Source organism: Vibrio profundi (assembly GCF_005281835.1).
In the GTDB taxonomy this organism is placed as follows: Bacteria; Pseudomonadota; Gammaproteobacteria; order Enterobacterales; family Vibrionaceae; genus Vibrio; species Vibrio profundi.
In genome coordinates, this window is sequence record NZ_RZIS01000013.1 from 20,828 (window position 1) to 45,983 (window position 25,156).

General features: G+C 42.7%; 23 protein-coding genes and 1 riboswitch. Of the genes, 10 read left to right on the top strand and 13 right to left on the bottom strand.

The window, feature by feature from the left end; translation table 11 throughout:
• Positions 1 to 75: 75 nt before the first annotated feature.
• The 3 genes from ELZ11_RS21715 to ELZ11_RS21725 all read left to right on the top strand — a co-directional run bounded on the left by ELZ11_RS21715 (position 76) and on the right by ELZ11_RS21725 (position 1,852).
• Positions 76 to 471: a PPC domain-containing DNA-binding protein gene (locus tag ELZ11_RS21715; RefSeq protein WP_137359478.1), complete on the top strand. Its 396-nt coding sequence runs from the start codon at positions 76 to 78 to the stop codon at positions 469 to 471.
• 28 nt (positions 472 to 499) lie between these two features.
• On the top strand, positions 500 to 1,123 hold the full coding sequence (locus ELZ11_RS21720) for a 3'-5' exonuclease (protein WP_137359479.1): 624 nt from the start codon (positions 500 to 502) through the stop codon (positions 1,121 to 1,123).
• Between the two features lie 264 nt (positions 1,124 to 1,387).
• A complete protein-coding gene (locus ELZ11_RS21725; protein WP_137359480.1) occupies positions 1,388 to 1,852 on the top strand; it encodes a hypothetical protein in 465 nt (154 codons plus the stop codon).
• Positions 1,853 to 1,875: 23 nt separating this feature from the next.
• Here the strand turns inward: ELZ11_RS21725 and ELZ11_RS21730 are convergent, their stop codons facing one another.
• Positions 1,876 to 2,712, bottom strand: coding sequence for a DUF6279 family lipoprotein (locus tag ELZ11_RS21730; RefSeq protein WP_137359481.1), 837 nt, complete (start codon positions 2,710 to 2,712; stop codon positions 1,876 to 1,878).
• Positions 2,713 to 3,017: 305 nt separating this feature from the next.
• Here ELZ11_RS21730 and ELZ11_RS21735 point away from each other — a divergent pair, with 305 nt between their 5' ends.
• Positions 3,018 to 3,191 (top strand): RNA helicase, encoded by a 174-nt coding sequence (locus ELZ11_RS21735; RefSeq protein ID WP_137359482.1) that lies wholly within the window; start codon positions 3,018 to 3,020, stop codon positions 3,189 to 3,191.
• A 75-nt stretch (positions 3,192 to 3,266) separates the two neighbouring features.
• Here the strand turns inward: ELZ11_RS21735 and dbpA are convergent, their stop codons facing one another.
• Positions 3,267 to 4,646, bottom strand: a complete 1,380-nt coding sequence (gene dbpA / locus ELZ11_RS21740) for an ATP-dependent RNA helicase DbpA (RefSeq protein WP_137359483.1) — start codon at positions 4,644 to 4,646, stop codon at positions 3,267 to 3,269.
• 218 nt (positions 4,647 to 4,864) lie between these two features.
• Between dbpA and ELZ11_RS24055 the strand changes: the two genes are divergently transcribed.
• Positions 4,865 to 5,548 (top strand): type II secretion system protein, encoded by a 684-nt coding sequence (locus ELZ11_RS24055; RefSeq protein WP_137359484.1) that lies wholly within the window; start codon positions 4,865 to 4,867, stop codon positions 5,546 to 5,548.
• A gap of 34 nt (positions 5,549 to 5,582) precedes the next feature.
• Here ELZ11_RS24055 and ELZ11_RS21750 read toward each other — a convergent pair whose 3' ends face one another.
• The gene (locus ELZ11_RS21750) at positions 5,583 to 6,137 is read right to left on the bottom strand and encodes a hypothetical protein (protein WP_137359485.1); all 555 of its coding nucleotides are present in this window, start codon (positions 6,135 to 6,137) and stop codon (positions 5,583 to 5,585) included.
• A gap of 348 nt (positions 6,138 to 6,485) precedes the next feature.
• On the opposite strand from ELZ11_RS21750, the gene ELZ11_RS21755 reads away from it, so the two are divergent.
• Positions 6,486 to 8,333 carry a M3 family metallopeptidase gene (locus ELZ11_RS21755; RefSeq protein ID WP_137359486.1) on the top strand — a complete coding sequence of 616 codons (1,848 nt, stop codon included), beginning with the start codon at positions 6,486 to 6,488 and terminating at the stop codon, positions 8,331 to 8,333.
• Positions 8,334 to 8,459: 126 nt separating this feature from the next.
• Here ELZ11_RS21755 and ELZ11_RS21760 read toward each other — a convergent pair whose 3' ends face one another.
• Positions 8,460 to 9,251, bottom strand: a complete 792-nt coding sequence (locus ELZ11_RS21760) for an MBL fold metallo-hydrolase (RefSeq protein WP_137359487.1) — start codon at positions 9,249 to 9,251, stop codon at positions 8,460 to 8,462.
• A gap of 352 nt (positions 9,252 to 9,603) precedes the next feature.
• Between ELZ11_RS21760 and ELZ11_RS21765 the strand changes: the two genes are divergently transcribed.
• The gene (locus tag ELZ11_RS21765) at positions 9,604 to 10,434 is read left to right on the top strand and encodes a hypothetical protein (RefSeq protein ID WP_137359488.1); all 831 of its coding nucleotides are present in this window, start codon (positions 9,604 to 9,606) and stop codon (positions 10,432 to 10,434) included.
• A gap of 26 nt (positions 10,435 to 10,460) precedes the next feature.
• On the opposite strand, the gene ELZ11_RS21770 is transcribed toward ELZ11_RS21765, so the two are convergent.
• From ELZ11_RS21770 to ELZ11_RS21790, 5 genes are all read right to left on the bottom strand, one after another.
• Positions 10,461 to 10,976 carry a GNAT family N-acetyltransferase gene (locus tag ELZ11_RS21770; RefSeq protein WP_137359489.1) on the bottom strand — a complete coding sequence of 172 codons (516 nt, stop codon included), beginning with the start codon at positions 10,974 to 10,976 and terminating at the stop codon, positions 10,461 to 10,463.
• A gap of 153 nt (positions 10,977 to 11,129) precedes the next feature.
• Positions 11,130 to 12,128: a 2-hydroxyacid dehydrogenase gene (locus ELZ11_RS21775; RefSeq protein ID WP_137359490.1), complete on the bottom strand. Its 999-nt coding sequence runs from the start codon at positions 12,126 to 12,128 to the stop codon at positions 11,130 to 11,132.
• 168 nt (positions 12,129 to 12,296) lie between these two features.
• Positions 12,297 to 12,632 carry a TehB family protein gene (locus tag ELZ11_RS21780; RefSeq protein WP_137359491.1) on the bottom strand — a complete coding sequence of 112 codons (336 nt, stop codon included), beginning with the start codon at positions 12,630 to 12,632 and terminating at the stop codon, positions 12,297 to 12,299.
• Positions 12,633 to 12,695: 63 nt separating this feature from the next.
• Complete coding sequence (locus ELZ11_RS21785) at positions 12,696 to 13,466, bottom strand: ferredoxin--NADP reductase (RefSeq protein ID WP_137359492.1); 771 nt, start codon at positions 13,464 to 13,466, stop codon at positions 12,696 to 12,698.
• Between the two features lie 330 nt (positions 13,467 to 13,796).
• Positions 13,797 to 14,921, bottom strand: coding sequence for a M14 family metallopeptidase (locus ELZ11_RS21790; RefSeq protein WP_137359493.1), 1,125 nt, complete (start codon positions 14,919 to 14,921; stop codon positions 13,797 to 13,799).
• A gap of 238 nt (positions 14,922 to 15,159) precedes the next feature.
• Here ELZ11_RS21790 and ELZ11_RS21795 point away from each other — a divergent pair, with 238 nt between their 5' ends.
• Positions 15,160 to 15,459, top strand: coding sequence for a YkgJ family cysteine cluster protein (locus tag ELZ11_RS21795; RefSeq protein ID WP_137359494.1), 300 nt, complete (start codon positions 15,160 to 15,162; stop codon positions 15,457 to 15,459).
• A 180-nt stretch (positions 15,460 to 15,639) separates the two neighbouring features.
• Entirely contained in the window at positions 15,640 to 15,960 is a 321-nt protein-coding gene (locus ELZ11_RS21800) for a YceK/YidQ family lipoprotein (RefSeq protein ID WP_137359495.1), read from the top strand.
• A 79-nt stretch (positions 15,961 to 16,039) separates the two neighbouring features.
• Here ELZ11_RS21800 and ELZ11_RS21805 read toward each other — a convergent pair whose 3' ends face one another.
• Both ELZ11_RS21805 and modF read right to left on the bottom strand, forming a co-directional pair.
• Positions 16,040 to 16,861, bottom strand: coding sequence for a RecX family transcriptional regulator (locus tag ELZ11_RS21805; RefSeq protein ID WP_244291706.1), 822 nt, complete (start codon positions 16,859 to 16,861; stop codon positions 16,040 to 16,042).
• A 456-nt stretch (positions 16,862 to 17,317) separates the two neighbouring features.
• On the bottom strand, positions 17,318 to 18,781 hold the full coding sequence (gene modF / locus ELZ11_RS21810; protein ID WP_137359496.1) for a molybdate ABC transporter ATP-binding protein ModF: 1,464 nt from the start codon (positions 18,779 to 18,781) through the stop codon (positions 17,318 to 17,320).
• 378 nt (positions 18,782 to 19,159) lie between these two features.
• Positions 19,160 to 19,242: riboswitch (cyclic di-GMP riboswitch) on the top strand.
• Between the two features lie 76 nt (positions 19,243 to 19,318).
• On the opposite strand from modF, the gene ELZ11_RS21815 reads away from it, so the two are divergent.
• Positions 19,319 to 21,619 carry a chitinase gene (locus ELZ11_RS21815; protein WP_137359497.1) on the top strand — a complete coding sequence of 767 codons (2,301 nt, stop codon included), beginning with the start codon at positions 19,319 to 19,321 and terminating at the stop codon, positions 21,617 to 21,619.
• Positions 21,620 to 21,804: 185 nt separating this feature from the next.
• On the opposite strand, the gene ELZ11_RS21820 is transcribed toward ELZ11_RS21815, so the two are convergent.
• Entirely contained in the window at positions 21,805 to 22,758 is a 954-nt protein-coding gene (locus ELZ11_RS21820; protein ID WP_137359498.1) for a DUF2860 family protein, read from the bottom strand.
• A gap of 216 nt (positions 22,759 to 22,974) precedes the next feature.
• Positions 22,975 to 25,155 (bottom strand): TonB-dependent siderophore receptor, encoded by a 2,181-nt coding sequence (locus tag ELZ11_RS21825; protein WP_137359499.1) that lies wholly within the window; start codon positions 25,153 to 25,155, stop codon positions 22,975 to 22,977.
• Position 25,156: the final 1 nt, after the last annotated feature.

Genomic DNA, 25,156 nt, shown 5'->3' on the forward strand with positions numbered 1-25,156 from the left:
CCAACAGTCTTGCAAGTTTTGTGGCAATCTTGAGTAACAGCGCATCGTAATTTCACTTAACCGTAGAAAAGAACAATGATTACTCCCATAGCAATACGTTTAACTAAAGGCCAAGACTTAAAGGTCGAGCTACAGCGTTTAGTCGACCAATATGATGTCAAAGCAGGGACTATTGCATCATGTGCAGGCTGTGTTCAAAAGCTCAATATTCGACTAGCAAACGCTGATTTTACTAAGTTTATCGAAGCACCATTTGAAATAGTCTCTTTAATGGGAACATTAACCGCTTCGCACCAACATGTTCACATCGCTGTTGCTGATGAGCAAGGGAGTGTTTTAGGTGGACATTTGCTTGAAGGCACCATCGTTTCCCATACCGCTGAATTAATCATCCACCGTTATGACGACATGGAGTTTACTCGCGAGCACGATGACTCTACTGGTTTTACAGAGCTTTCAATCAATCCTTAATATCCGCAGTACTTAATAGGAATATTCCGTGCCATCAACTTATGCAGATTCAGTCATCGTTCTCGATTTTGAAACCACTGGCCTATCACCAAACATGGGCGATAGAGCGATCGAAATTGGTGCTGTAAAACTTGAAAACGGCGCTGTCGTCGACACTTTTCAACAGCTTATGAACCCAGGTTTCAGAGTGAGCGGATTTATCGAAAGCTACACTGGAATCACTAACCGTATGTTACTCAATGCTGCAAGCTGTGATGAAGTAATGGATTCATTTGCAGATTTCATTGGTGACAGCCACCTTGTGGCTCATAACGCGTCTTTCGATAAACGATTTCTAGACGCTGAGCTTGACGCGATTGATAGAAACTATTCTGGAGATTTTGCATGCTCTATGTTGATTGCACGTCGCCTAATCCAAGACTCTCCCACGCATAAATTGGGCGATCTCGTTCGTTATAAAAATATAGAGAACGACGGTACATTCCACAGAGCGTTAGCCGATTCTGAAATGACCGCTCGATTATGGAACCTGATGTTAAGTGAATTGAATACGAACTACGGAATTTCAAAACCTAGCTTTCAATTTATGAAGAAGTTGTCTAAAACGAGTAAATCAGCAATACCTGCACTGCTTACTAAATACAGTCAATAAAGCTAACTTCAACCGCGTGACTCACATTATCCATATCAACATTCACGCGGTATTCAAGCCGATTTTCAATCTCCGCCGGTTACCTTCATTCTGATTGTCAGAATAAAAACCTGCTCTATACATCAAATAACACGCCCACATAACACCATTAATATCAAGCACTTAACTCAAAACCATCTAGTGGCATGAGGCTTGCTCTACTTAACTTAAAAGCAAAGTTCTTTTAGGCATTTTGCTAAACGGTTAAGTGATAAGGGGGGCAACATGATATTAACGGGTAATCATACAATTGAAAAAGTGACCTATTTGTCTATCGCTCTTAGCATGACAGCCTGTGGCGGCGAAGAGGTTTCGGAATCTACCCCTACTCATTCAGAACAGGTAGTAGAGAATAGAGGGACTTCTGAGCAGCAAATGGCGTTAATCGGAGACAGCCTTTCTGCAACGGATGCGTTCAATGTAGAAGTACAAAGAGAAATCAAAGTTAACCTTTCGTTCCCACAAGGAAACAGTGTCAATCATGTCTCTATTTTTCTATCGCCGCCCACTGATGACATTATCTATTCGCAACTTATTTCATCTTCTACATTAGAGAACGCAGAGGAATATCGAACTCAATTGGTGATCCCTTCTCACCAAAAATTCTTGTGGGTAACACTGAACAAAAATTATGACAATGCCACCGTAATCAAAGTCGCAGACTTAAATCGAGTGATGTACGACTTTTAATAACGAATAAGGGGGAAGCTAAGTTAAATTAACCCCTCAGCAAGCTGCTGGAGCTCTAGTAGTTCATTTTGAAAGTGTGCCCATTGTTTGTCAGTTGTTGTGCTTAGAATTAGCACCATAAACTCACTAGACAGATTCATATTTGTTTCAATTTGATTAGCAAGCTCATCTGAATAAAAGCTTTCTGGCTCCAGCAATAATGCCATTAAGGTTTGTTGAAAGTAATGCGTGTCTGATTTCTTCTCAAACAGTTGATTTAATGTCGATAATATCCGTGATTGGTACGCTCGCCAGCCAAGCGTTGTAATCTCCATGGATTGGGACCACTCATTCACAATGACTTGCTGTTTGGGCGTAATAGAGCCTAGCCACTTATTAAGACCCGATTTTATTTTATCTCGATAAAGCTCGCGTGTTTCGGCATCGGATAGCCCAAGATACTTTTCCAAATACTCACTTTGGTTTTCTGTGAAGTTTTCAATAAACTCTTGCTCTTGCTTTCTGGTTGCCTGCGAAGCCAAAGCATAAATATCTGGGGCAACCTCTGAGACGACTTTCTTTATATGCTGCTTAATCTCTTTTCGTTGCGCCAATATAAAAGATTGATCAATCTCCTCTCTTTTCATATTACGCAGTGCTTCTATGCGCTCAATATAAATAGGCAATTCAGACTCGCGATGCCATTTTACTAAAGATTGAAGTCGAGATTCGACAATGGATTCCTGATCATTAGTCAGGGTCACATAATCATCGACAAACTCCAGAACCAACCAATCCATGTTGTTATACATAAATTTAGCTCCGCAACCTGCCAAAAAAAGCGTTAACATCACAATGAATATTCGCTTTAATTCCGTCATTCTCACTCCCTGTTGCACCTTTGCCTAAAGTATAGAATGAGGGTTCGATACTTTTTATGATAATTTTATCACTATACTTTTAAACATATGGGCTATATTTAACCTAATAAGTGTATAGAAGCTAAGTAATTACAAAGCAAGCTACGCCTAAAGTTAGATAAATTTGTTTGGATCTTGTTCGTACATTAGCAGTAATTCACAATATCCAATGTTTATACAAGACGCACTTAAGCCTGTATTTTTTGAATGATTACTTATCGAATTATAAGAGTACTGAAAGCTCTCAGAGTATAGGGAGAATATTCATGGCAGTAATTCCTCAATTAGATGAAAATATTGAATATGAATTTTGCTACTTTGACGATGGGGAATTTAATCGAATTCAAATAGTCGCCGCTTCTAGGGAAGATGCCATGGCAGAGTATTTGGAACAAGGAAGGCACATCAATGAATTGTATTCAATAAGACCGGATAACTAAGCCCCTACCTTATTGATGTTTTCTACTAAAACGGCATTGATTCGCTATCGGAACCAATGCCAATTAGACGAGACGCTATTTTAAAATGCGAGCTCTAAATTGACGCCCTTTCATCTTACCGGCTTCAATTTTCTTCAATGCTTTCTTCGCCACAGATTTCTCTACTGCTACATACGAGCGCATGGCAAACAAATTAATCTTACCTACCGACTTACCGTCGATACCGCCTTGGCCAGTCAATGCACCTAGAATATCACCAGCGCGTACTTTTGACTTTTTACCGCCATCGATCTGAATCGTCGCCATTTTAGACTGGTATGGCTGGGCACTTGGTTTCGTTGGCAATTGAGAAGGTTCGATTGGCATGTCCATGTATTCATCAATCTGAGCGACACGATACATTTCTTTCTCACTAAAGAAGCTACAAGCTACACCCTTACTTCCAGCACGGCCTGTACGGCCGATACGGTGAACATGTACTTCAGGATCGCGTGACAACTCAAAGTTGAACACGGCGTCTAGGTTGTCAACATCAAGACCACGAGCAGCAACATCCGTCGCCACTAAAATCGAAACACTCTTATTCGAGAATTGAACTAAGGCCTGATCACGCTCGCGTTGTTCCATATCACCGTGTAATTCGATAACGCTAAAGCCACGGTGATGAAGTTCATCCGTTACGTTTTGAACTTCTTTCTTCGTGTTACAGAATACAACTGCAGATTCCGGTTGGTGATGCAAAAGCAATAACTCCAACGCATCATCACGAGCTTCAGTGCCTTCTAACTTATAGAAGTACTGCTGAATGCTTGAATGATCATGTGTAGATTCTACTTTCACCATTTCAGGGTTCTTCATGATGCGATCGGCAATAGATTTAATACTTTTCGGGAAAGTTGCACTGAATAGCAATGTTTGACGGTCTTTAGGTGCTTCATTGATCACAGCATCAAGCGCATCCTGGAAGCCCATATCTAGCATGCGATCAGCTTCATCTAATACAAGAGTATTCAACTCAGATAAATCGATACGACCTTTTTCAAGATGATCAAGAATACGACCCGGCGTACCCACTAGGATATGCGCACCATGCTCTAAAGAGCCGATTTGTGGCCCCATAGGCATACCGCCACATAAAGTCAGAACTTTGATGTTGTGGATGCCACGACCTAACGTACGAATTTCCTTTGCGACTTGATCCGCCAGTTCGCGAGTTGGACACAATACTAATGACTGAACTCTAAAACGCTTCACTCTTAAATTCTGTAATACACCTAGGCCGAAAGCAGCGGTTTTACCAGAACCTGTCTTACCCTGACCAATGACATCCTTGCCTTCTAAGATCGTCGGCAGGCTTAGAGCCTGAATGGGTGTCATTTGGGTATAGCCTAAAGTATCCAGTGTTGATACCAACTCTGGCTTTAGGTTGATTGAAGAAAATTTAGTATTGCTCAAAGGAAATATCCGAAAAGTTAAAGACAGTGCGCATTATGGTTGTTTTAAAAAAAATTACCACCGAGATTATGGCTACAAACAATCTGCTGCTCAACAATCGCTCCTCAGACTACTCATATGGTATGCCATTTCAAAAAGTTCCACTAACCACTTGCATCTCTCTTCATTTCACAGTAAACCGTCACCCATACCACGACAATCTACATTTTTAATAGTTAATGAAACACTCACAAATTTATAAAGCTAGAAATTCAGGATTTACATTGATTGAACTCGTCTCAGTCATCGTGTTGCTCGGTGTATTGGGAGTGGTCGCGGCCCCAAGGTTTCTATCATTTGTAAATGATGCTCGCCGCGCTTCCAATTTAACTCTGTTTGAACATTTTCGTTCGGGCGTAGAGCTCTACCAAGCAGCCTGTATGGCAAGAGGTGGTGATACCAGTGAACCGCAAGGGCAAAATTTGAGTGACTTTGAAATCGATGGTATGCGCTCAAACTTTTCTGGTAGCTGCTACCCAACGACGACCAACCGTAGGGATATTCCTCGCCCAAACGTTTGTTATCAAACTTTCCAAACCATGGTTAACTCTGACCATTTTGAAGACGTCGCTTATGGAAGTGCAAATTCTTCACGTGGTGGGCAAAATCGAGAAACACTGTCTCTTAGTGACTTTGAAACGGCGCGAGATGCTGGCTACCAAGTTTTTATCCACCAGCGGTTACGCTATTTTTCATATTGCCACTATTACAACATTGAGGGAGACCTTTCCGAAGCCCCTTTTGTACTTTATAACGCTGTGGATGGAAGGATCATTACCGGTGTTGCAGACCTGACTCAAGACTTTACATGGACAGATGAACTCTCCAAATATGGGCAGTACTCTACCCCGCCGTTTCGGTGACATGGTCATTGCACAGCACAGGTATTTGGATGAGTTAATCTCTCACTAGTGTTAGTCTGATTTCTTGACCATCTGATACTAACTCTAAGCGGGGCGAGAGCGCTTTCTTGTATCGCCAACGGCTATGCACGGCTGTATCACTCGGCCTAGCGTTGATGAATTCTATCAATGATTTATCAACTTCAGCTATCTCTGTCGGTCGAGCTTCAATCTCTCGTCTTACATCAAACGTATTGCCACCATACGATATCTTACTAAGCCAAAAGCCGTCTTTACGTAGATTAAGTTGAAGCTGAGAAAGATTGTAAGGCGAAAAATCCATCGTGAATGTCACCTCGTCCACCACTTCTTCACGGACCGTCAGCACTAAGTAGACCGGTAAGTTATAGTACCGAACTTCATCACTACAAAGCTCTTGTACCTCTAGTCCACAATCAAACAATTCTCCACTGCCTGAAAATTGATGAGCCTTAGGTTTATGATCTGAACCATTAAAAACTTCGCGAAGGTACCATGGTTCTTTAGCCAATAATGACGAAGTAAAAATTAAGCAAACTGAAAACACAAGGAGAGGAATGGAAAACTTCATCTGGAGGCTAATCGGAATACAAGAGGATGCTTGATTGTACCCTTTTGGCGAAACCTTGACACGGTTTCGATTAAACAAAAAAAACGGGCATACATGCCCGTTAGATAAAATTTAAAGCCTGAAAAACGTAATCCATCACGTTGAGAACCATTACAAAATAAAGAATACCATTCCATATCCACACTTTCAACATGTCATTCCATAAGTTGTTTTATTAATGAAAGCGTCATACATTGAGTAAATATTATTTTACAAAGCATTAATAATAAAAACGATCTAACTTCATATTCTTCAAAGGGATATATGACATAATCAAGGGATTATCGGTAACCATTTACAAGGAATAAGATGTCTGCTACCGCTTACCTCAACGATCTGAATCAACGCTACCTTTCTATTCATCGCACCAAAGAAGACTTCTTTTGGGAGACCTATATGGGCATCAGCGATGACCATGACGGCTCAACCAAAGCGCAAACGGCTTGGAATGATTTCCTAAGTGCAGCTAGTCAAATTGCTGAGATTAAGGAACAAATAGAATGTGCTGCTTCTATTCAGAATGAAGATGAGAAACAGAAAACAGTAACAGGTTTACAGGGTTGGTTAGCGACTTTCCAAGCGCACGCCATTGAGTCTGAACACTCTCAATCTCTTAAAGCGGATTTAATCAAATTCGAAGCTGAGCTTTTTGAGAAAAAACAAAATCATGTGATGACGTACACCGACGCTCAAGGAAACCAAGTGGAAGGCTCGCTTCCAGTGCTTGGTTCAGCAGTACGTACCAACGAAAATGAAGCTGTGCGCCGCTCAGCTCACCAAGCGTTTCTCGATTTAGAACAATGGCTTCTCGGTAATGGTTTTATCGAACTGATAAAACGTCGTAACCAATTTGCGCAATCACTCGGCTATAAAACGTTTTTTGATTATTCCATCGTTAAAACAGAGCAAATGACCACTGAGCAACTGTTTTCCATTCTCGACGATTTTGAGTCTCGCACGCGCCAGAGCCACCAATCGAGTTTAGACAACCTAGCAGCGGTAAAAGGTTCAAGCGCCCTCGACGGACACAACTTTATTTTCTCGTTTGCGGGCGATGTAATGCGAGATTTGGATCCATATGTTCCATTCTCAAAGTCATTACGCCGCTGGGTAGAGTCTTTTGGCCGATTAAACATCGATTATTCAGGTGCTGAACTCACACTTGATTTACTTGATCGTAAAGGCAAGTACCCAAATGGTTTCTGTCACGGCCCTATTCCTTCTTTCTACGACCAAGAGCAATGGGTTCCAGCTAAAGTAAACTTCACCAGTAATGCGAAACCAGACCAAGTTGGTAGTGGTTACGATGGAATCAATACGCTATTTCACGAAGGTGGCCACGCTGCGCATTTTGCTAATGTAAAAATGAACGCGCCTTGTTTCTCGCAAGAGTTCGCACCTACCTCAATGGCGTATGCAGAAACCCAGTCGATGTTTTGTGACAGTTTGCTGACCGACGCAGATTGGCTCAAACAATACGCTTTGAACGCCGAAGGACAACCTGTTCCTGATGAAATCATCAAAGCGATGATTGAAAGCAAACAACCATTCAAAGCTTACGAAGAACGTAGCATTCTTGTTGTGCCATATTTCGAACGTGCGCTATATGAACTCAGTGATGACGAGCTGACTCCTGAGCGTATTACTCAGCTTGCACGCGAAACTGAAAAACGCATTCTTGGTTTAGCATGCAGCCCGCGCCCGTTAATGGCTATTCCGCACTTACTTTCAGACGAAGCAGCCTGCGCATATCAAGGCTACTTGCTTGCTCATATGGCGGTGTACCAAACTCGTGCTTATTTCACTGATAAGTTCGGTTACTTAACTGACAACCCAGAAATTGGGCCTTTATTGGCGAAACACTACTGGCATACAGGTAATAGCGTCAACCATAACGGTACTATCCAAGCTTTGACTGGCGAGGGGTTCAACGCTAAGTACTTAGCTGACGAATGTAACCTTTCGGTACAAGAAGCCTGGGACATAGAAGAACAAAAGATCAAAGCATTGGCGACACGTAATCAAGCTGATGTAGCTCCGCTCAATGCATCAATCGTGGTTGTTGATGGGGCTAACGAGCTAGCTTCGAACCAAAACACTGATGAAGACATGTTCAACCGTTTCGAGAAATACATCGCCGATACTTACAACTGCTAAGTCTGGCTGATAACTACCATCTAGCCCACACAAACCTAAAAGCTCGCACAAATATGCGAGCTTTTTATTGCGTAAAAAACAGCGATTGAAAGTAACTTTAGAGCCTAGTCTGCTTTTACCTATCGCCTAATGAGGTAATACCGAGGTTAAGTTATACGTCAGCGCGGGGTTTATCAGTTTTGGCTGGCCTAATTGCGCGTCCCTTCCTTCACGTAGGGCGACAAATTCACTTTCACTTGTATGGTCAGTGAGAAATGCATTGTCATGTTTTTCCTCACCGATGGTGGTCATATGAACTAATTCGTCGACCGTTTTGGGGTAGTTGTGGCACAGATAAACTTTGGTTTCATCGTCCATGTCATAAAGCTTGGATAATGAGTGAAACATCTGTTTAGCGCTTCCACCTGGGAAATCTGCTCTCCCTGTGCCATGAAAAAACAAAGAGTCCCCGACAAAGATCGCATCACCAATCTTGTAGGTGAGATCGGAAGGCGTATGTCCGGGAGTATTGATCACTTCCAAATCAGATTCGCCAAAGCCTAAATGCTCATGATCCAACAAGTAATTCTCAAACTCGTACATCTCGCTAAGCGCTAAATCGTCTTTGCAACTTGAGTAGACATCTTTAACTGCATCAGACACATGGATTGGTGCGCCAAGCGCTTCACTTAAAAAGAATGAACCAGTTAAATGATCGGCATGAATATGCGTTTCTAAAATCGCCGCGACGTGAAAACCATGTTGCTCCACATAATCCAAAATAATCTGCGCAGATTGAAAACTAATCTCCCCTGTAGCCTCGTTATAGTCGGCCACGGGATCTATGATGATGGTTTCTTTTGTCGCAATGTCCGACACCACATAACTGATTGTTCCTGATACCGGATGAAAAAAATGCTGCACTTTTTGCTTAGCCATTATACTCCCCCCAAAGCTCTGAGCGCCTTCCCATTCTCTCTATTGAGCTATTCACATAACTATAAATAGTGTAGTTGGCTTGCTACGATCTGCTGCTCTTTAAGGAATATTTTTACGCTCGTTTACGGGTAGACTCTTGATGTAGGCTTACTGCGATGCACTGTTAATCTTCATGCAAAAAAGGGAACCCCTGCTTGGATAAGGCAATATCAGATCTTTTGCTGATCTATACGCCCGCTGTTATACCTATCGCTCTCCTTGCCAAATTTATTCACCATCTCGTTGATAGTTCAGCTAAAGCTAATTAATCTCTATGGTAGTGGACAACTCAAGGATGAGATTAGAAACACACATGAGATACTCTAAATGGACACCTTTGCTATTATTTCTCTTTAGCTTCAGTGTGACTTCTGGTACTTGGGAAGTCGAGGTTGGCGCTTTCTTCTCGAAGACTGATACTAAAGTCAACGCTCGCGATCCCTATTTCGACACCATTCGAACCATTGATTTTGAGTCCGATTTGGAGCTTAAAGATAATGCGGTACTGCCTTACCTTGAAATCGAGTACTACTTTAACGACAAACATAACGTGTTCTTCGACTGGCGTAGCCTGCATAGAGAAGCGACTCGCTCTCGCTTAACCAAACCTTTTGAATTGGAGCTTGAGGGCGAAACGTACGTGTTTCAGGCTGGATCCAAACTCACCACGGCACTCGATGTTGATATCGCTCGTTTGGGCTACGGCTATCAATTCTACAAAAACGACGACCTTACCATTGACGCATTAGCAGGTTTTCACGTCATGTGGCTATCTCTAGGCTTTGCTGGCGAAATAGGAGTAAGAGTCGATGATAACCAAATCCCACCCGCGACAGCAGGTGAGAGTGTGGTCAGCGACGTAACCGCTCCCTTACCTGATTTTGGGTTGCGATTAGAATATAAATTTAACGAAGACTGGGTACTGAAAGCTCATACCCAGGCTTTTTACTTAGGAATCGACGACTTTGAAGGTTGGCTTTACGAGCTCGATTTTGGCGCTAAATATCTAGTAACCGAAGACTTTATTATTGCAGGATCATTTAACTATTATGAGCTAGGTGTCGATTATGATGATGGCGATACCGATGTGGATGTCACGTACAAATTTTATGGACCAATGCTGACTTTAGGCTATCGCTTCTAATGCTTGATATTAAATGATGCTTAGGTTTAACACTCGACCCAGTAACGGGCAATGGGCTCAGGAAACACTTTGCCATTCACGATTTTGTCAAACACCCCACCATTGGCTTCAATGATCTTTCTTGAGGCAATATTATCTTCATCTGCTGTGATCAGCACCTTAGTCAGACCGAGACACTTCGCTTCTTTCAATGCAAGTGACAGCATCACTTTTCCCATGCCTTTCCTTCGAAATCTTGGAGCAATGTCGTAGCCAATGTGGCCCGCTTCAAGAGACAGAAACTCGTTATCAATTCTATGGCGAACCCTAATCACCCCTGCGATTGCTTTTGATTCCGTTAACAACCAAAAGTGGCTGCATGGTACGTAAAACTTAGGAAGGTTCAAGCCAAGCGCCTGATCGTTAAGTGTACTAACATAGTGGCTGAAACAAACGGAAGCTTCTGAATAAAACTCGGCGTTTTCTGGATCATTGTTTTCAAAATCCTCAACGAATTTGAGAAAATCATCTTGATAGATTTCTGAAGGCGAAACTAATTCCATGTACAACTTCCTTTGCATTGAGGTTCAATACCACACTAGCACGTATTCGATTCAAGAAAGGAAATATTGATGACATTAAATACAAAAACACCCCTTCAGCAAGACTAAAGGGGTGTTTATAAGCGCATTTATAAATGACGCTTAATCAAAAACTTAGAGGTCAATCAACTCATTGCCACCGCGTTCACCTTTAGCAAACACCGCAATATTGTTGAGTGTTGTGGTAGCGATGTTATTCAAAGCGTCCTTAGTAAGAAAAGCTTGGTGACCCGTAAACAATACATTGTGGCATGCTGACAAACGGCGGAAGACATCATCGACGATGACATCGTTCGATTTATCTTGGAAAAAGAGCTCTTTCTCGTTGTCGTAAACATCTAGGCCTAGCGCGCCAATTTTACCTTTTTTCAAAAATTCAATCGCGGCTGTCGAATCCAGTAATTCACCACGACTGGTATTCACGATCATCACACCATCTTTCATCTTGTTGAATGCTGTTTCATCCAACAAGTGGTAATTTTCTTTGCTCATTGGGCAATGCAAAGAAATGACGTCAGAGCGGCTGTATAGCTCATCGAGTTCGCAATACTCGGCGCCAAGCTCTTTAGCAATATCGCTTGGGTAAGGGTCAAAACAAAGAATGTTCATCCCCAACCCTTTCAGAATACGCATTGTCGCGATACCGATCTTGCCTGAACCGATAACGCCCACCGTTTTACCGTGGAAGTTAAAACCGACAAGGCCTTCTAAAGAAAAATTGGCATCACGCGTTCTTTGGTACGCTTTATGTAATTTACGGTTTAAACACATCATCATCCCGACAGTGTGTTCAGCGACCGACTCAGGGGAATATGCGGGAACACGCACCACTTGGATACCAAGTTCCTTAGCGGCCTCTAGATCTACCTTATCGAAACCTGCGCAGCGCATCGCAATAAGTCGAGTCCCACCACGGTGAAGCTTTTCTAAAACGGGTTGTGACAAATCATCGTTTACGAAAGCACAGACTACTTCGCACTGATAAGCCATCTTGGCTGTTTTCCTTGTCAATCTGAAATCATGAAAATGAAATTCAGCCGCTAAGTCTCCCTGAGCACTATTAAACGATTTTTCGTCGTAAGATTTTGAGCTAAAAAATGCAATATTGAGCATGACTTCCTCTCTGAAATTGGAGGTTTATTAGGACATGACTTGTCCAATTATTAGGGTTTCAGTGTGCAAGACAACGATCACAAAGTCTATGTAAATGACTCTATTATCGGTTAAGTTTCCATCAGTTAAGACTGAATTGCTTCACTGATTGCTAATGCCCTTACCCTATTAGCGGGTACTAAACATCTTTTTGCTCTGTGTATCTTTATGAGACCAAAAATTAATATTGAACTGTGCATCGTCGCTAAGCTCTACACGGTGCCAATATTGAGGTGGACTGGTAGCAAACTGCCCAGCCTTAATAACCACTACTGTTTCTGGGTCCGTCGATTCTGAATTTTCGAAGCCGTAGAAAGTCACCTCTCCTTCCATCACACAAATCTGCCCAAATACACCTTCAGCGGTGTTGTGATGCTTTAACAATGCGGCTGGAATGTTCTTTTTGGTAAAGAACGGGGTAGAACGCTGAATTCGCCAATCAGCCGGGATTCTTAAATGACTCATAGTCTTATCTCTCTTCAATGAATAACATGCTCCTTGCACTACAATCCTATTTGCACAGCACTGTTACCAATAGTTTTCACTGCTAAAGTGCCCTTGCTTTTTTCGTAAATGCTTGGTCAATCCGAGCTGGTTGAGCGCTTCGCTCGTGTCTCGAACCATTGCTGGATTTCCGCACAAGTAGAAGAAAGAGCGCTCCTGACTGATATGGAGCTTCGTTGCTCTTTGCAATTCGCCTCTAAGTAACAGGTCTGGGATTCGTCCCCGTAAACTTCCGGGGGTAGATTCTCTAGAAATAACTGGCACATAATGAAGTTTTCCTTCCAATAGATGACTAAGTTTTTCGATTCGCTCGCTATAAGTTAAGTCTGTTTGTTGTCTCACCGCGTGGACTAATACAACACGGCTAAAGCGCTGGCTTTCAACTAACTCTTCCAACATAGCGAGGAACGGGCCGACAGCTGTTCCCGTAGATAACATCCAAAGCTCTTCTACATGTTCGGGAATTTCTTGAAGTGTCATAAATCCGCTTGGCGCTTTACCTACATACACATCATCGCCAACCGCTAACGTATGTAATTTTGGTGACAACTGCCCTAGCTGATCTTTAATAATCAAAAACTCTAATGTTGGCTCTGTCGCGTCTTTAACTGGGGCGTTCACCATAGAGTAAGCACGCCGGACAAATTCATCACCTTCAGGCAAGGCAAGCTTAGTGAACTGCCCTGCAATATAATCGGCAACCGGAGCTTGAACATATAGGGTGAAAAGCTGCGCGTTCCAATCCACTTTTTTCGTTACTTTACCTAGAACCAAACCATGTGGGACATCGGGCATGTTGTCATCCTTATCACGTTGATTGAATCACTAACCTAAGCATAGCATTTACCATGCCATTGATGAGAATGATTACCAATCAAGAAAATATTAAGTATGGATAGCTCCATTAGTGTCAAATGGACATAGACGGATCAAGTCACAAAGACTCTAATGATTCATTTTGATAGAGAATGCTTAACGATAGTAAAAACTGTATAGGAGGAAGGGACAGTGCGGCTCAGTGGGAAGAAGAACAAAATCTAATGAAGAAAACAAAAACGGCCCGAATTATCATTCGAGCCGTAGCGTAGTTTTACTTGTATAAATAATTAAAGTTTGTGCAAGTAATTAAAGCTTGTCTACCGTCGCCCAAACCGCAGCTAGTGTATCGTGGCCGAACGTCACACTGCGCTCTGGAGACCAACCATATAGCTCATCTGCACATGCGATATGATCTTTGAATGGCATTTCAACTGTGTAAGACAAGCACTTGAATTGCTCACCGACCCAATTTGAGCCAACAGTTAGGTTCGCTTTACCTGGCTCATCTTTGTCGTAGCCAATTTCATCTTGGAACTCAGGAGTGATGGTAAGAAGCGCTTGCTTGAAGGTGTTTTCTAAGTCCGCTAGGCGTTCGTCATAAGACGGAATGCCTTCACTACCCGCAACGAAGTTATATGGAATCGCTTCGTCCCCGTGGATATCTAAGAACATATCAACACCAGTTTCTAGCATTTTCTCACGTACTAAGAAGACTTCAGGGCTCTTCTCCATAGATGGCGTTTGCCATTCACGGTTTAAATTCACACCAACCGCATTGTGACGAAGGTGACCGCGAATACTGCCGTCTGGGTTCATGTTTGGCACCACGTAGAATACCGCTTTATCTAAAATAGAGCGGCCCACAGTGTCGGTGTCATCCAATAGGCGCTGTAAGAACCCTTCGATAAACCACTCGGCCATCGTTTCACCTGGGTGCTGACGTCCAATAACCCAGATTTTCTTTTTACCTTCAGCTGGTTCACCAATCGTCAGTAAGCTCATATCATTGCCGTCTAAGGTCGCACCCAAGGTTTCAAGCTCACAAGCATAATGGGTTTGCGCAGTGTGTAGTAAGTCTTGATGACGATCGTAAGAGTATGGAGCAAAGTACGCAAAGTACATTGAGCGATATTCAGGAACTGCGTTAAATGACAGCACATCGCCATCAAATTCTGCAGGGATTCGGAACCATTCTTCACGGTCGTACGACACAACAACATCATAATCCGTCCAACCTTCAGGATACGCAGACTTTTTTAAGCCCGTGATCTGAAATTTGTGTTGAAGATGAGGTTCAGACTCAAGACGGAAGTGAAACCACTGTGAGGTTTCAGTCTGGTTGTCTGCAGGAATAGTCAGTTTGATATCTTTTGGGTCATTCGCTGTGACTACGTGAATGTTACCGCTTTCGAAATTGCTGAAAATTTTCATTGTTATTATTTTCTTTGTGTTGAGTTAGATCGAAAGACTAGCATGGTTACCGAAAAAATCCGCAAATCTAAAATGACATTGCGTTATTTAATGTTAAATTTCTTTATAACATTGACAGTGCTTAACTGAAGACGCCGAATTCATAAGCAAAATAAATCTATACAGACACTAATTCTTGTTGGTTAAGCTCGCTGTGATCAAGTAGTATGCCCCGCTACTTACCCATATGTTGACCTCTATGACTATTGAAATCGTCACCCTGCCCAATAAACCAGAAATTACCTGTGCAAACTGCCAGGCATGCTGCTGTCGGCTTGAAGTCATGTTAATCACTGACACAGGTGTACCTGAACGGTTTATCCAGCGTGATCAAGATGGCGGTGAAGTTATGGAGCGACTCGACGATGGATGGTGCGCTGCGTTAGACAGAGATACGTTGATGTGCTCTATCTATGAAAACCGTCCTTGGATCTGCCGAGAGTTTGAAATGGGGTCTTACTCTTGTGAAGAGGAAAGAACCGAACACGGCATAGACTAAACTTCAGCCCCTCCGCTTCTTACCCAACAAGTTAGAACTGTGTAAACCTTTCATTTTCTGACACAAAAATAAAAAACACCGTTCAATTTCGTGATTACGATCGACAATTGAACACTGTTTTATTGATTGGGATTTTTAAATAGATAGGATTCATTCGAATTTCAAATGGAATCTGAAACGATGAAAATACTAAAAGTTATTCTATTATCACTCACATTACTTTCGACGTCGGGCTGTTCTTCTATTGTCGCTAGAACGCAAGGAGAATTTGGACACCCATTTTCAGGGACAGCACAAGCGGTACTATTTCAACCGTGTGGGTTTGGGAACTCAATGATATTTTGGGGCGCTACTTACCCTATTTTTTTAGCCGATATCCCTCTGTCTTTGGCGGCCGACATTATCCTTCTACCTGTTGATTTAATCATGAAACCTTATGCGGGACCGCCCTATAGCAACATTCATTATTACCCAATGTCTACCTGTGTGTTTGGTGCCTAACACATACAGGCTTTCCAACTAAAAAGAGAGCTCCAAAATGAGCTCTCTTTCGTTATAAAACTATGTATTCGTCCAAGGGTTAATCGTCACTGCCTTCCATTTCACTCATGGCAAACTTAATTTCTTCAGATGAAAACCCTTTACGGCTGAGCATTGCATACGCCTTGCTGCGCTCTTTATAATCGCCCAAATCATAAGATTTCTTCTGTAACTGTTCTAAACAGCTTGTGTAGAAATCGATCTGATCTTCACGTGACAACCTATCTATCAAGGTATCAAGCTCGTCAGTATCGATTTTTCTTTGACGCAGCTCTTGTCGAATGACAGTCAACCCTTTGCCTTTTCTTGCGTATTTTAACACTTCTTTCTCAAGATCGGCTTTCGCAGCTTTTAGTTCCAAATTCGTTTGGAGTTCAGAAGCTTTCGGGTGCTGAGCAATCGCTTCTCTCACTTGTTGATAACTAAACCCACGCTTTTGAAGCGTCGCCGTTAGCTTCTCTTTGCTCATGGAAAAGCTTTGATAGTAATTATTGACGCGATCGATGAGGATCGCCTGCTCGTCTATTTTTTTCTCGGATTTGACTTTTTGAATAGCATCTCGAATCGTAGATTCTGAAATCCCTTTACGCGTAAGTTTCTCCAGAATGTACCCAGAGCCAAACTCACCAAAGAAAGCACGCTCAGCAAAATGCTCAGCGAAATCTTGATCGGACTTTATATAACCGTAGCCACGTAGATTTGATAAAGTCTCGTCGATCCACTCTTGGTTATCTGTTTTCACCCGTAACTTCGCGAGTAGCTCGCTTTCTGTCATATCACGCTGTGCCAGATGCCACATCGCTGAGTTCATGACGCTTTCAATTCGAGTGGCTTTACGGATTTTATTCTTTTCTTGTTCCATCATTTCATTAGCCAATTCACCTTTTCTCCATCTTATATCAGCAACTTTCTAATATCTCGACAAATAATCTTAGGCGCCCTTCGTTGACTAATGTAGCTGGAGCAAGAGTGGCTATTGAGGATTAAACAAAGTCATGCTCAAAGCAGCAAAGCGTCATAGCGCTCGGTGTGTAGCAATGGCCTAACGAGTGTCAGGCCGCCGCGGATACATATAAGAAGGCTAATCAACTGTCTTTACCTGAGAAATGTCTTTCTCCATCAGCACTTCAAGTTTGAACACACGTTAAGTACAACAAGCGTCTCTGAGGATTTAAGGTTAATCTTGTTTGTATTTATTACAAACAGTACCAATTGCATGCCTTCAAACGTTTATCTTGAACGTCATGCGAAGATGATAACGGTGCATACACGCTATCCAATATCGTTTAGCCACTGCAACTAACCATCACATTTCCCCCTATTCACAGGTGCCTATTCTCACTTGTGGTTTGTAGCTCTGAGCTTTGTCATCATAGACAAACTCGACCTCATTTTTGATGCTGTCTAATTTATCTTTCTGGTAATGAGAGACATAAAGTAGCTGACATAAATTCTCTTTGGCAATCAACTCTAAGGTGTTCTTAACCAATCGGCGACCAAGGTAATCTAGCCCTTGATACGGCTCATCTAAGATCAGTATTGCCGGTTGCTTAACGATTGCTCGTGCGATTAACAGCAGTCGCTGCTGACCATACTCTAGCTGCCTAAACGAGGTATTGGCATGTTCTGACATGTGCAAGATCTCAAGCCACTCCCTTGCCACGGTGATCTCTTTCTTACTTGGTTGTTGATAGAGGCCAATCGAGTCATAAAACCCTGAAAGAATCACATCAATGGCTTGGCAGCTTACTCGGTATTGCAAATGCAACGCCGAGGAAACCATGCCGATGTGCTGCTTGATTTCCCATATTGTCTCTCCGCTACCACGTTGCTTACCAAAGATCTGAATATCGTTAGAGTAGCACTGCGGATGGTCACCAAATATCAACCCGAGCAAAGTGCTTTTTCCACAGCCATTCGGCCCTTTAATTTGCCAATGTTGTCCGTTCTCAATACGCCAGTTTAAATCGGTAAAAATGGTTTTCTCTGTGTACTCTACTCGACCATTTTTAATTTCGAACACTGGGTTGTCGAAATGGTGGGAATGCTGATAGCGATGGATCAACTCCATCATTTGCTCACTCTGCTGCTGAGATTGCGCCTTGATTTGGCTGATGATGGGGTGCGACTCCCACTCATCTTTGTTCATTTTGCTTTCAAGTTTGCCATGATTGAACAGAGCAATATGATCGATCCATGCTGGGATATCTTCTTCCCGGTTGAAGGTCACAATCATTTGTACGCGCTGAGACAGATCAGTTAAAAACTCAGCTAACGCTGCTCGGTGGGCAATGTCCAAACCCGTAAATGGGTTATCGAGCACAATCAGAGCTGGCTCTGTTGCCAATGCTCTTGCAAGCATTACGCGGCGAGTCTCTCCAGTAGAGAGAACTCGAAAACCACTCAGCTTTAGGTGCTGTAAATCAAGCTGGTCGATCAATTGCTCCGTCAATGACTGTGACTGACATTGCTCGAAGATCAAGTCGTAAACAGCTGTACCGCTATCCACCTTATCGAGATAATCCGTTTCATCTTTTGCTATTTCTTCTTCTAACAATCGTTGTTGTTCAACCAAAGAGACTTGAGCAATATGACCTTGCGTGAACTGAAGTGACGCTTCATCTGCTGATAACTCACCACAGAGAAGACATCCTAAAGCAGAACCAATATCGCCTTCGGTACTGAATACGCCCCAAGATTGCTTCTCTTCGATTGCCCATTGATCAATATCGAGTTCATGTGTACCTAAGTCTAAATGAAGTTGTTGAATTTCAATTTGCATGAAACGGTTTCCCTACCTTTCAAAATTTTGCGGGTGTTGACTCCAAATTACTGGAATTGCTCAACAAGTGCGATAGATATTGATCAAAGTGTGATATTTGCAGACAGCCGCTTTGATCAGACGTACTGATTAACAAAATCGATAAAAGTATAGTCTTTGATGGGGCTTTATCTGAAACTGTAGAAACCAATTCCCCTCGCCATTCAATCACTCACAACACATTGATAATTAAAATAAAAAACCACATAACATTGACATCAGATATCTGAAAAATATTACCTATTTTATCAATAGATTGTTTTCTTGAATGACATTCACACAATCAAACATTTCGCTTTTTAAATTTGTTCGCACCAATTGAATATGTGCTCGGGTTGTTTGTGCCAACGGCAAACCTGTCGAAAGTCAGGGACGCAAAACCACCGGCCTAATGAAGCTTCTATGGTAGCGGGGTTACCACAACTATCTGACCACACTGTGGATCAAATATTGTAGTTGCACTTACTGCTCGTTTTTCATTAAACGAAGGTAAATACAATGAAACAGAATAAATGCTTATTACTAACAGGAACCGCGCTTGCCTTGTCTAGTGCTTTCTTTCCTGTAACCACTCTTGCCAGTGAACGAATTGTTGTTCAACAAAATAAAATGCAGGCTCCTCAACCGGCTCCCGTTCAAACCGAAGTCATTGTCGACAGCGCTTCTGCAAGCTGGTCAAATTTATCCATTAAAATCACCAATACGCTTTCTCAAGAAGCCGATATTGATGGCATGGTAGTCACCTTTCTATCACCGCTCGACGTTACTTCAGTATGGGGAGACTTCGCAGGCATCAGTTACCCAAGTAATATTTCCGTTACTTCGACCAAAGCAGATGATGGCCAATACTTAGTCCAAGTTTCAACCACTTACGCAGATGAAAGTTGGATAAACAGCATGCTATCAGTCGGTGGCGCAATTAAGCTCCAATTCGGATTAGGAGTAAATGCTACGCCATCAACAATACAAGACGTCAAAGTTTTCCTAGATGGTGTTGAAGCCGCCGAAGGTGAAATAACCCTTCTCGCTCCAGCAGCACCGGGAAATGATGTGGCCTCGCAGCAAGCCACCGCAACCTTATCTGGCCCTAACGGCTACCAACAGTCCTTGTCTTTAGACTGGCAATCATCAACCACTATTGATGCATTGTCCTATGGCGAATACACGTTAGATGTAAACCCAGTAGGTTCATACCCAGCTGAACCTGCGCGCCAAGAAGGTAACTTATCTGAAAATGACAAAGATGCTGAATTCACATGGGGTTATGGCGAAGCGATTTACCCAGCAAGCTTTAGTGTCACGCTACCGTCTAACTCTGTAATAGAAAGCACCACACTCACCATGACCGCAACTGATTCTGGCGAACAGAGCTTTTACCAAGCGCCTTACGGCACACAAACTTTGGTCGATAGCCTAGTTCATGGTTCGGAATATCAGGCAAACCTAGATGGATACCGCTTAAATAACCTTCAACATTCGTTAATCATGGATGGTCAAATCAACTACCAATTTGTTGCTAACAAAGATCAGCTGACGGCTCCCAACGTCACTGAGTCCACAACGGCGGTTGATACCAGTAACTTCTTTGAGACTTATGTTGAATTACAAGGGCTTCCAAGCGGACAAAACGCCACCGTCACGCTTGTTCATAGCGAACAAGACATGTACCAACACACCGTTGACAGCAGCAATGCGCAAAGATATGACCTTCTTCGCCCAGGTAACTACACAGTTTCATCTCCGTTGATTGAAGTAGACGGTAAAGAATACATTCTGACGACCACTTCATTGACAATCACCGCAGCTGGTACAGCCGTATTAACTTATACTGAACGTGCTAACGACCATGCCAACATCCTTGCGCCATACAAAGATACAAGCATCAATGCAGATTGGGCTAACGGCGGCATGGAAAGTTTGGTAGACCTCGCAGACCAATCAGGCAACAAGATGTTTACTCTCGCCTTCATTCTTGGAAACGTCGGCGAACCTGATGTCTGTAAAGCCCTATGGGGTGGCGAGTCAGAAATGCCAGTGTCTGAGCAATGGGGTAAAAAGCAAATTGATGAACTGCGCGCTGCAGGTGGCGATATCATTATTTCGTTTGGTGGAGCTAATGGCCAATACCTTTCCCAAGCGTGTGCGACTGAAGACCTTTTGTATTCAGAATACAAAAAAGTGATCGATACGTATCAAGCGTACCACCTCGATTTTGACGTCGAAATGGGCCGTGAAAACGATGCCGAAGCTATGGCGAGAATGATAGGAGCATTGGTACGTTTACAGTCGGAGTACCCTCAGCTGAAAGTTAGTTTCACGCTAGCGGCAGCACCAGATATTATACGTGGCTTTAACGAGGTTATTGTACCGGCAGTAGAAGCTGGGCTTGAAATTGATAGTGTAAATCCAATGACAATGAGCTTTGGCCCTTGGTATCACGACAACTACATCGACGATACTGCAGAGCTATCAATCCTGACCGTTGAATACCTAAAAGGACTCATGGCTCCTCTTTACCCAGAGCTAAGTGACGAGGAGTTGTATCAAAAGCTTGGCATGATCCCAATGCAAGGCTTAAATGATCAAACCGTCGATTCAATTTCATTAAAACAAGCAGAGCGTTTAGCGACTTGGTCCAAAGAGAAGAACCTCAAGTACCTGTCTTTCTGGTCCATAAACCGAGATCACTCGTGCACTGATGAATGGGCATCTCCAATTTGTTCAAGCGCTAAAAATGGCGTGCCGTTCCAATCAGAGTCGTGGGAATTTTCTAAAGAGTTTCTTAAATTCTTAGACTAATAATTTCACCGCTATCAATTCGCTGCACCTCGGTCAGTTGATAATATGAAGCGATAAAAAATACCCTCAACCAGTTGGGTTTGAGGGTATTTTTATAAGTGCAATAACAGCTTATAAAAAAGAGTCTTTGCTGGTACTAACCTAAATCGAACACTGAAATGAACGATTATCCCAACAAATTAAAGTTAGAAGCTGTATGTGGCACCGACCATAAGTTGGTATTCGCTCGAGTCATAAAAATCAATGTTCGAAGAGCTCGCCTCATAGCTCACAAGGCCAAGTAAGGTAACGTCTTCCATTCCCATCGGCGATTCATATTGATACATCGCACTGACTCCATAAGCCGTGTCGTCTTGAGTCTTATTAAACACTTCATTTGTTGCATCGTAAGACGTTAAAGAATACTCACCAGATAAGGAGAAAGCATGCTGTCCCATTTGCTTCAAATACTCTAATCCCACTCCATAGCTAGAGTTAGACATCGCATCACCACCAGCAGAAAAAGCCGCATAAGTAACCGAAGGCACCAGCGCCGAAGTCTCATCTAGGTAATGTGTATAAGAAAGTGTTCCAGAAAACCCAGAGCCGCTTCGCTGCATACTGGCATACTGAGAGGCCTCTTTATCGACATCTTTAGATGAATATAATCCGTCAAACGAAAATTGAGAGCCTGCGATGTCATCAGCCTTAAAGCGGAAGGCAGACTCACTTACATCCGTCACGTCACGATCTTGGTTAAAAGCGTAAGGGTCTTGCCACACTTCTTCGCTCATCAGGCTCATAATGTATGACACATCTAGGTTAGTTCCGTTCTCCAACTGGTAAACGTAGCCAAGCTCAACCGCAAGATCGCTGTTGATCAGCTCTTCATTATGAGTGCCAACATAGACTTGTTGATTTAACGCACTGCCAAACGTGTATTCCAGCTTAGCTATAGGTTCGAAAGTCAATTCACTTTCAGAGGAGGCTGATTGACCCAAAGTAATATTCTTTTCCCCGTCTGTGCTCAAGTTGCTAGATTCAGAGAAAATCCCAGTCCCTAAGCCAACACTTCCTGTAAAACCTGCTTCGCCTAGTTCAGCATATGCAGCAGAAGAAGTTAGAATAGCGGCAGTTAAAAAAGTGAGTTTATTGTTCATCTTGATACCTGTCAGGTTTATTTACAGGCAATCGTACTGATGAGCGGTAGAAAAAATGTCGATGGACCAACATGCAGTGGCCGGTAAGGCAAATAAAAAGGTCCATATCCTGCTGTTATGGAGGCGTTACTATTGGCTTCTGGCAATAAAAAAGGCTAAGCGCAACGGCTTAGCCTTTTGAAAGTGACACTAATTCATCGAGCAAGAACGATTCAATTAGAAGTTGTAGTTCACACTCAACTCTACCGTTTGCTCTGCTCCATACCAGCAGTTTGCGGAGTCGTAACAGCTGTAGTATTCGGTATTGAATAAGTTTGTTGCGCTTAGCTGAGCTGTTGCACCACTTAATGATTCTGTAATACCACCTAGCTCATAGCCAATCGATAGATCTACTAACGTGTAATCTGGCACTTTATCTGAGTTATTTGAATCCATTTCCATTTCGCCTACGTAACGAACGCCACCTCCAATTCGAGCACCACTTAACACACCATCGTAGATGTAGTAGTTCGACCAAAGACTAGCGGCATGAGTCGGTACATAGATAGGAGTTTTACCTTCAGAGTTATATGTATCGTCTTCAGTAATTTCCATGTCAATGTAGGTATAATTCGCCGTCACGTCCCAGTCTTCAGTCACTAACCATTGCCCTTGTGCTTCTAAACCACGAGAGCGAACTTCGCCAACCTGAACTTGTGGGTTATAGGGGTCAGTAGGATCGGCCATCATCGCATCACTTTTCACTATATTAAACAGCGATACTGAAGCAGTTTTGGAGTAGTCATTAGATTCATACTTAACTCCAAGCTCAATTTGTTCACCCAACTCAGGTTTGTATGCATTGCCACTTGCATCAAGTCCAGCTACAGGTTCGAAGCTTGTCGCGTAACTAATGAAAGGTGAAATACCATTGTCTAATTCGTACAGGGCGCCAACGCGATATGAAAACTCGCTCTGATCGGCTTTATCATTCTTGGTATAATCATGCCAAGTACCACCATGTTCATACTTACCGTTGTAATCACTTTCAGACTTGAATTGATCATAACGGCCACCAGCAATCAGGACTAAACGGTCTAAGCGAACCTGATCTTGGAAATACAAACCTAGCTGCTCAATACTAATGTTATCCTTATAGTTCGCCGTTTCAGATAGCTGGCTTCGGTCTATAAGGTCATTATTTGGATCGAAGATATTGAAATCGCCAAACTGACTTGTCTTACCAAATTCTTTATACAGAGAGTCGCCATCCAGCTTTTGGTAATCGATACCAAATAGTAAATTATGTTCTACATCTCCAACGACAACTCGCCCAGATAGTTGGTTATCGATAGTGAACCCTTTCGAAGACTCATCAGTACTATAGATAGAACGATCTAGCGTACCTGTCGCTTCATCGAAATCCCCCGTTACGTGGTAGGTATTTTCTTGGTAAAGCGAAGCATCCATGTAGCGGAAGTTCTGTAAGAAAGACCAATTGTCGTTGATATCATGGTTGATCTTATATCCAGCCATGAAGAATTCGCGCTCAAACGTGCTCCAGTTCTTATCACCCACAAATGTAGATGGGCTGGTGCTACCGTTAGCGTTGTCGTAGATCATTCCAGAAGCGGGCATTGCAGAGTTCATACCCATCGCTGGGTCATTCTGATAGTACAAGTTAAAGTTGATTAACGTACGATCACTTACCTGCCAATCAATGGACGGTGCGATGACATATCTTTCTTCTTCTGTGTGATCCACCTGCCCATCTTTTTGACGAGCAAGCGCAATAAAGCGGTATGAGAAATCGCTATCTCCAATTTGACCTGTCGTATCAATTGACGCTTCAACAAGATTGTTCGTTCCTGTCGCTAACTTAACATCTGTGCTTTTTTCCTTCTGAGGCGTTTTCGCAATCATATTGACCATGCCCCCTGGTGGCATCGCGCCATAAAGAACAGACGTTGGCCCTTTGAACACTTCTATTTGCTGAATCGCTATTGGGTCGATTTGCGGCTGTAAGTTCCAGCCAGAAAGAAACTGAAGAACCAAACCATCGTAGTAACTTTGGTTTACATCAAAGCCACGAATGTTGAAGGTATCATACATGGTGACAGCGCCACCCTTTTGCTCCGTGGTCACGCCAGGAACATAACGTAAAGCCTCGTTCAACGATTTGACGCTGCGTTGTTCTAACTGTTCGCCATCCAAAATCGTAATACCTTGAGGCGTCTCTTCAGGTTCTAAAGAAGTTTTGGTTGCTGTATTACGGTAAGCCTGTCCAAGAATAGAAATCGTTTCGATTTCTTCTCCTGCGCTTTCACTAGCAGAAACACTCATTGGGAAGACAAATGTGGCAGCAATTGCTGTCGCGAGCATGGAAACTCTAAAGTTGGATGGTTCGAACGTAGTCATT

What these genes read in the sequence shown, in the direction of transcription:
- ELZ11_RS21735 (WP_137359482.1), top strand. Translation starts at nt 3,018, where the DNA reads ATGGCAGTAATTCCTCAATTAGATGAAAATATTGAATATGAATTTTGC.
- ELZ11_RS21715 (WP_137359478.1), top strand. Translation starts at nt 76, where the DNA reads ATGATTACTCCCATAGCAATACGTTTAACTAAAGGCCAAGACTTAAAG.
- ELZ11_RS21770 (WP_137359489.1), bottom strand. Translation starts at nt 10,976, where the DNA reads ATGGAATTAGTTTCGCCTTCAGAAATCTATCAAGATGATTTTCTCAAA.
- ELZ11_RS21805 (WP_244291706.1), bottom strand. Translation starts at nt 16,861, where the DNA reads ATGGAACAAGAAAAGAATAAAATCCGTAAAGCCACTCGAATTGAAAGC.
- ELZ11_RS21780 (WP_137359491.1), bottom strand. Translation starts at nt 12,632, where the DNA reads ATGAGTCATTTAAGAATCCCGGCTGATTGGCGAATTCAGCGTTCTACC.
- ELZ11_RS21760 (WP_137359487.1), bottom strand. Translation starts at nt 9,251, where the DNA reads ATGGCTAAGCAAAAAGTGCAGCATTTTTTTCATCCGGTATCAGGAACA.
- ELZ11_RS21795 (WP_137359494.1), top strand. Translation starts at nt 15,160, where the DNA reads ATGACTATTGAAATCGTCACCCTGCCCAATAAACCAGAAATTACCTGT.
- ELZ11_RS21755 (WP_137359486.1), top strand. Translation starts at nt 6,486, where the DNA reads ATGTCTGCTACCGCTTACCTCAACGATCTGAATCAACGCTACCTTTCT.
- ELZ11_RS21820 (WP_137359498.1), bottom strand. Translation starts at nt 22,758, where the DNA reads ATGAACAATAAACTCACTTTTTTAACTGCCGCTATTCTAACTTCTTCT.
- ELZ11_RS21785 (WP_137359492.1), bottom strand. Translation starts at nt 13,466, where the DNA reads ATGCCCGATGTCCCACATGGTTTGGTTCTAGGTAAAGTAACGAAAAAA.
- ELZ11_RS21815 (WP_137359497.1), top strand. Translation starts at nt 19,319, where the DNA reads ATGAAACAGAATAAATGCTTATTACTAACAGGAACCGCGCTTGCCTTG.
- ELZ11_RS21725 (WP_137359480.1), top strand. Translation starts at nt 1,388, where the DNA reads ATGATATTAACGGGTAATCATACAATTGAAAAAGTGACCTATTTGTCT.
- ELZ11_RS21765 (WP_137359488.1), top strand. Translation starts at nt 9,604, where the DNA reads ATGAGATACTCTAAATGGACACCTTTGCTATTATTTCTCTTTAGCTTC.
- ELZ11_RS21790 (WP_137359493.1), bottom strand. Translation starts at nt 14,921, where the DNA reads ATGAAAATTTTCAGCAATTTCGAAAGCGGTAACATTCACGTAGTCACA.
- ELZ11_RS21730 (WP_137359481.1), bottom strand. Translation starts at nt 2,712, where the DNA reads ATGACGGAATTAAAGCGAATATTCATTGTGATGTTAACGCTTTTTTTG.
- modF (WP_137359496.1), bottom strand. Translation starts at nt 18,781, where the DNA reads ATGCAAATTGAAATTCAACAACTTCATTTAGACTTAGGTACACATGAA.
- ELZ11_RS21800 (WP_137359495.1), top strand. Translation starts at nt 15,640, where the DNA reads ATGAAAATACTAAAAGTTATTCTATTATCACTCACATTACTTTCGACG.
- ELZ11_RS21775 (WP_137359490.1), bottom strand. Translation starts at nt 12,128, where the DNA reads ATGCTCAATATTGCATTTTTTAGCTCAAAATCTTACGACGAAAAATCG.
- ELZ11_RS24055 (WP_137359484.1), top strand. Translation starts at nt 4,865, where the DNA reads ATGAAACACTCACAAATTTATAAAGCTAGAAATTCAGGATTTACATTG.
- ELZ11_RS21750 (WP_137359485.1), bottom strand. Translation starts at nt 6,137, where the DNA reads ATGAAGTTTTCCATTCCTCTCCTTGTGTTTTCAGTTTGCTTAATTTTT.
- ELZ11_RS21825 (WP_137359499.1), bottom strand. Translation starts at nt 25,155, where the DNA reads ATGACTACGTTCGAACCATCCAACTTTAGAGTTTCCATGCTCGCGACA.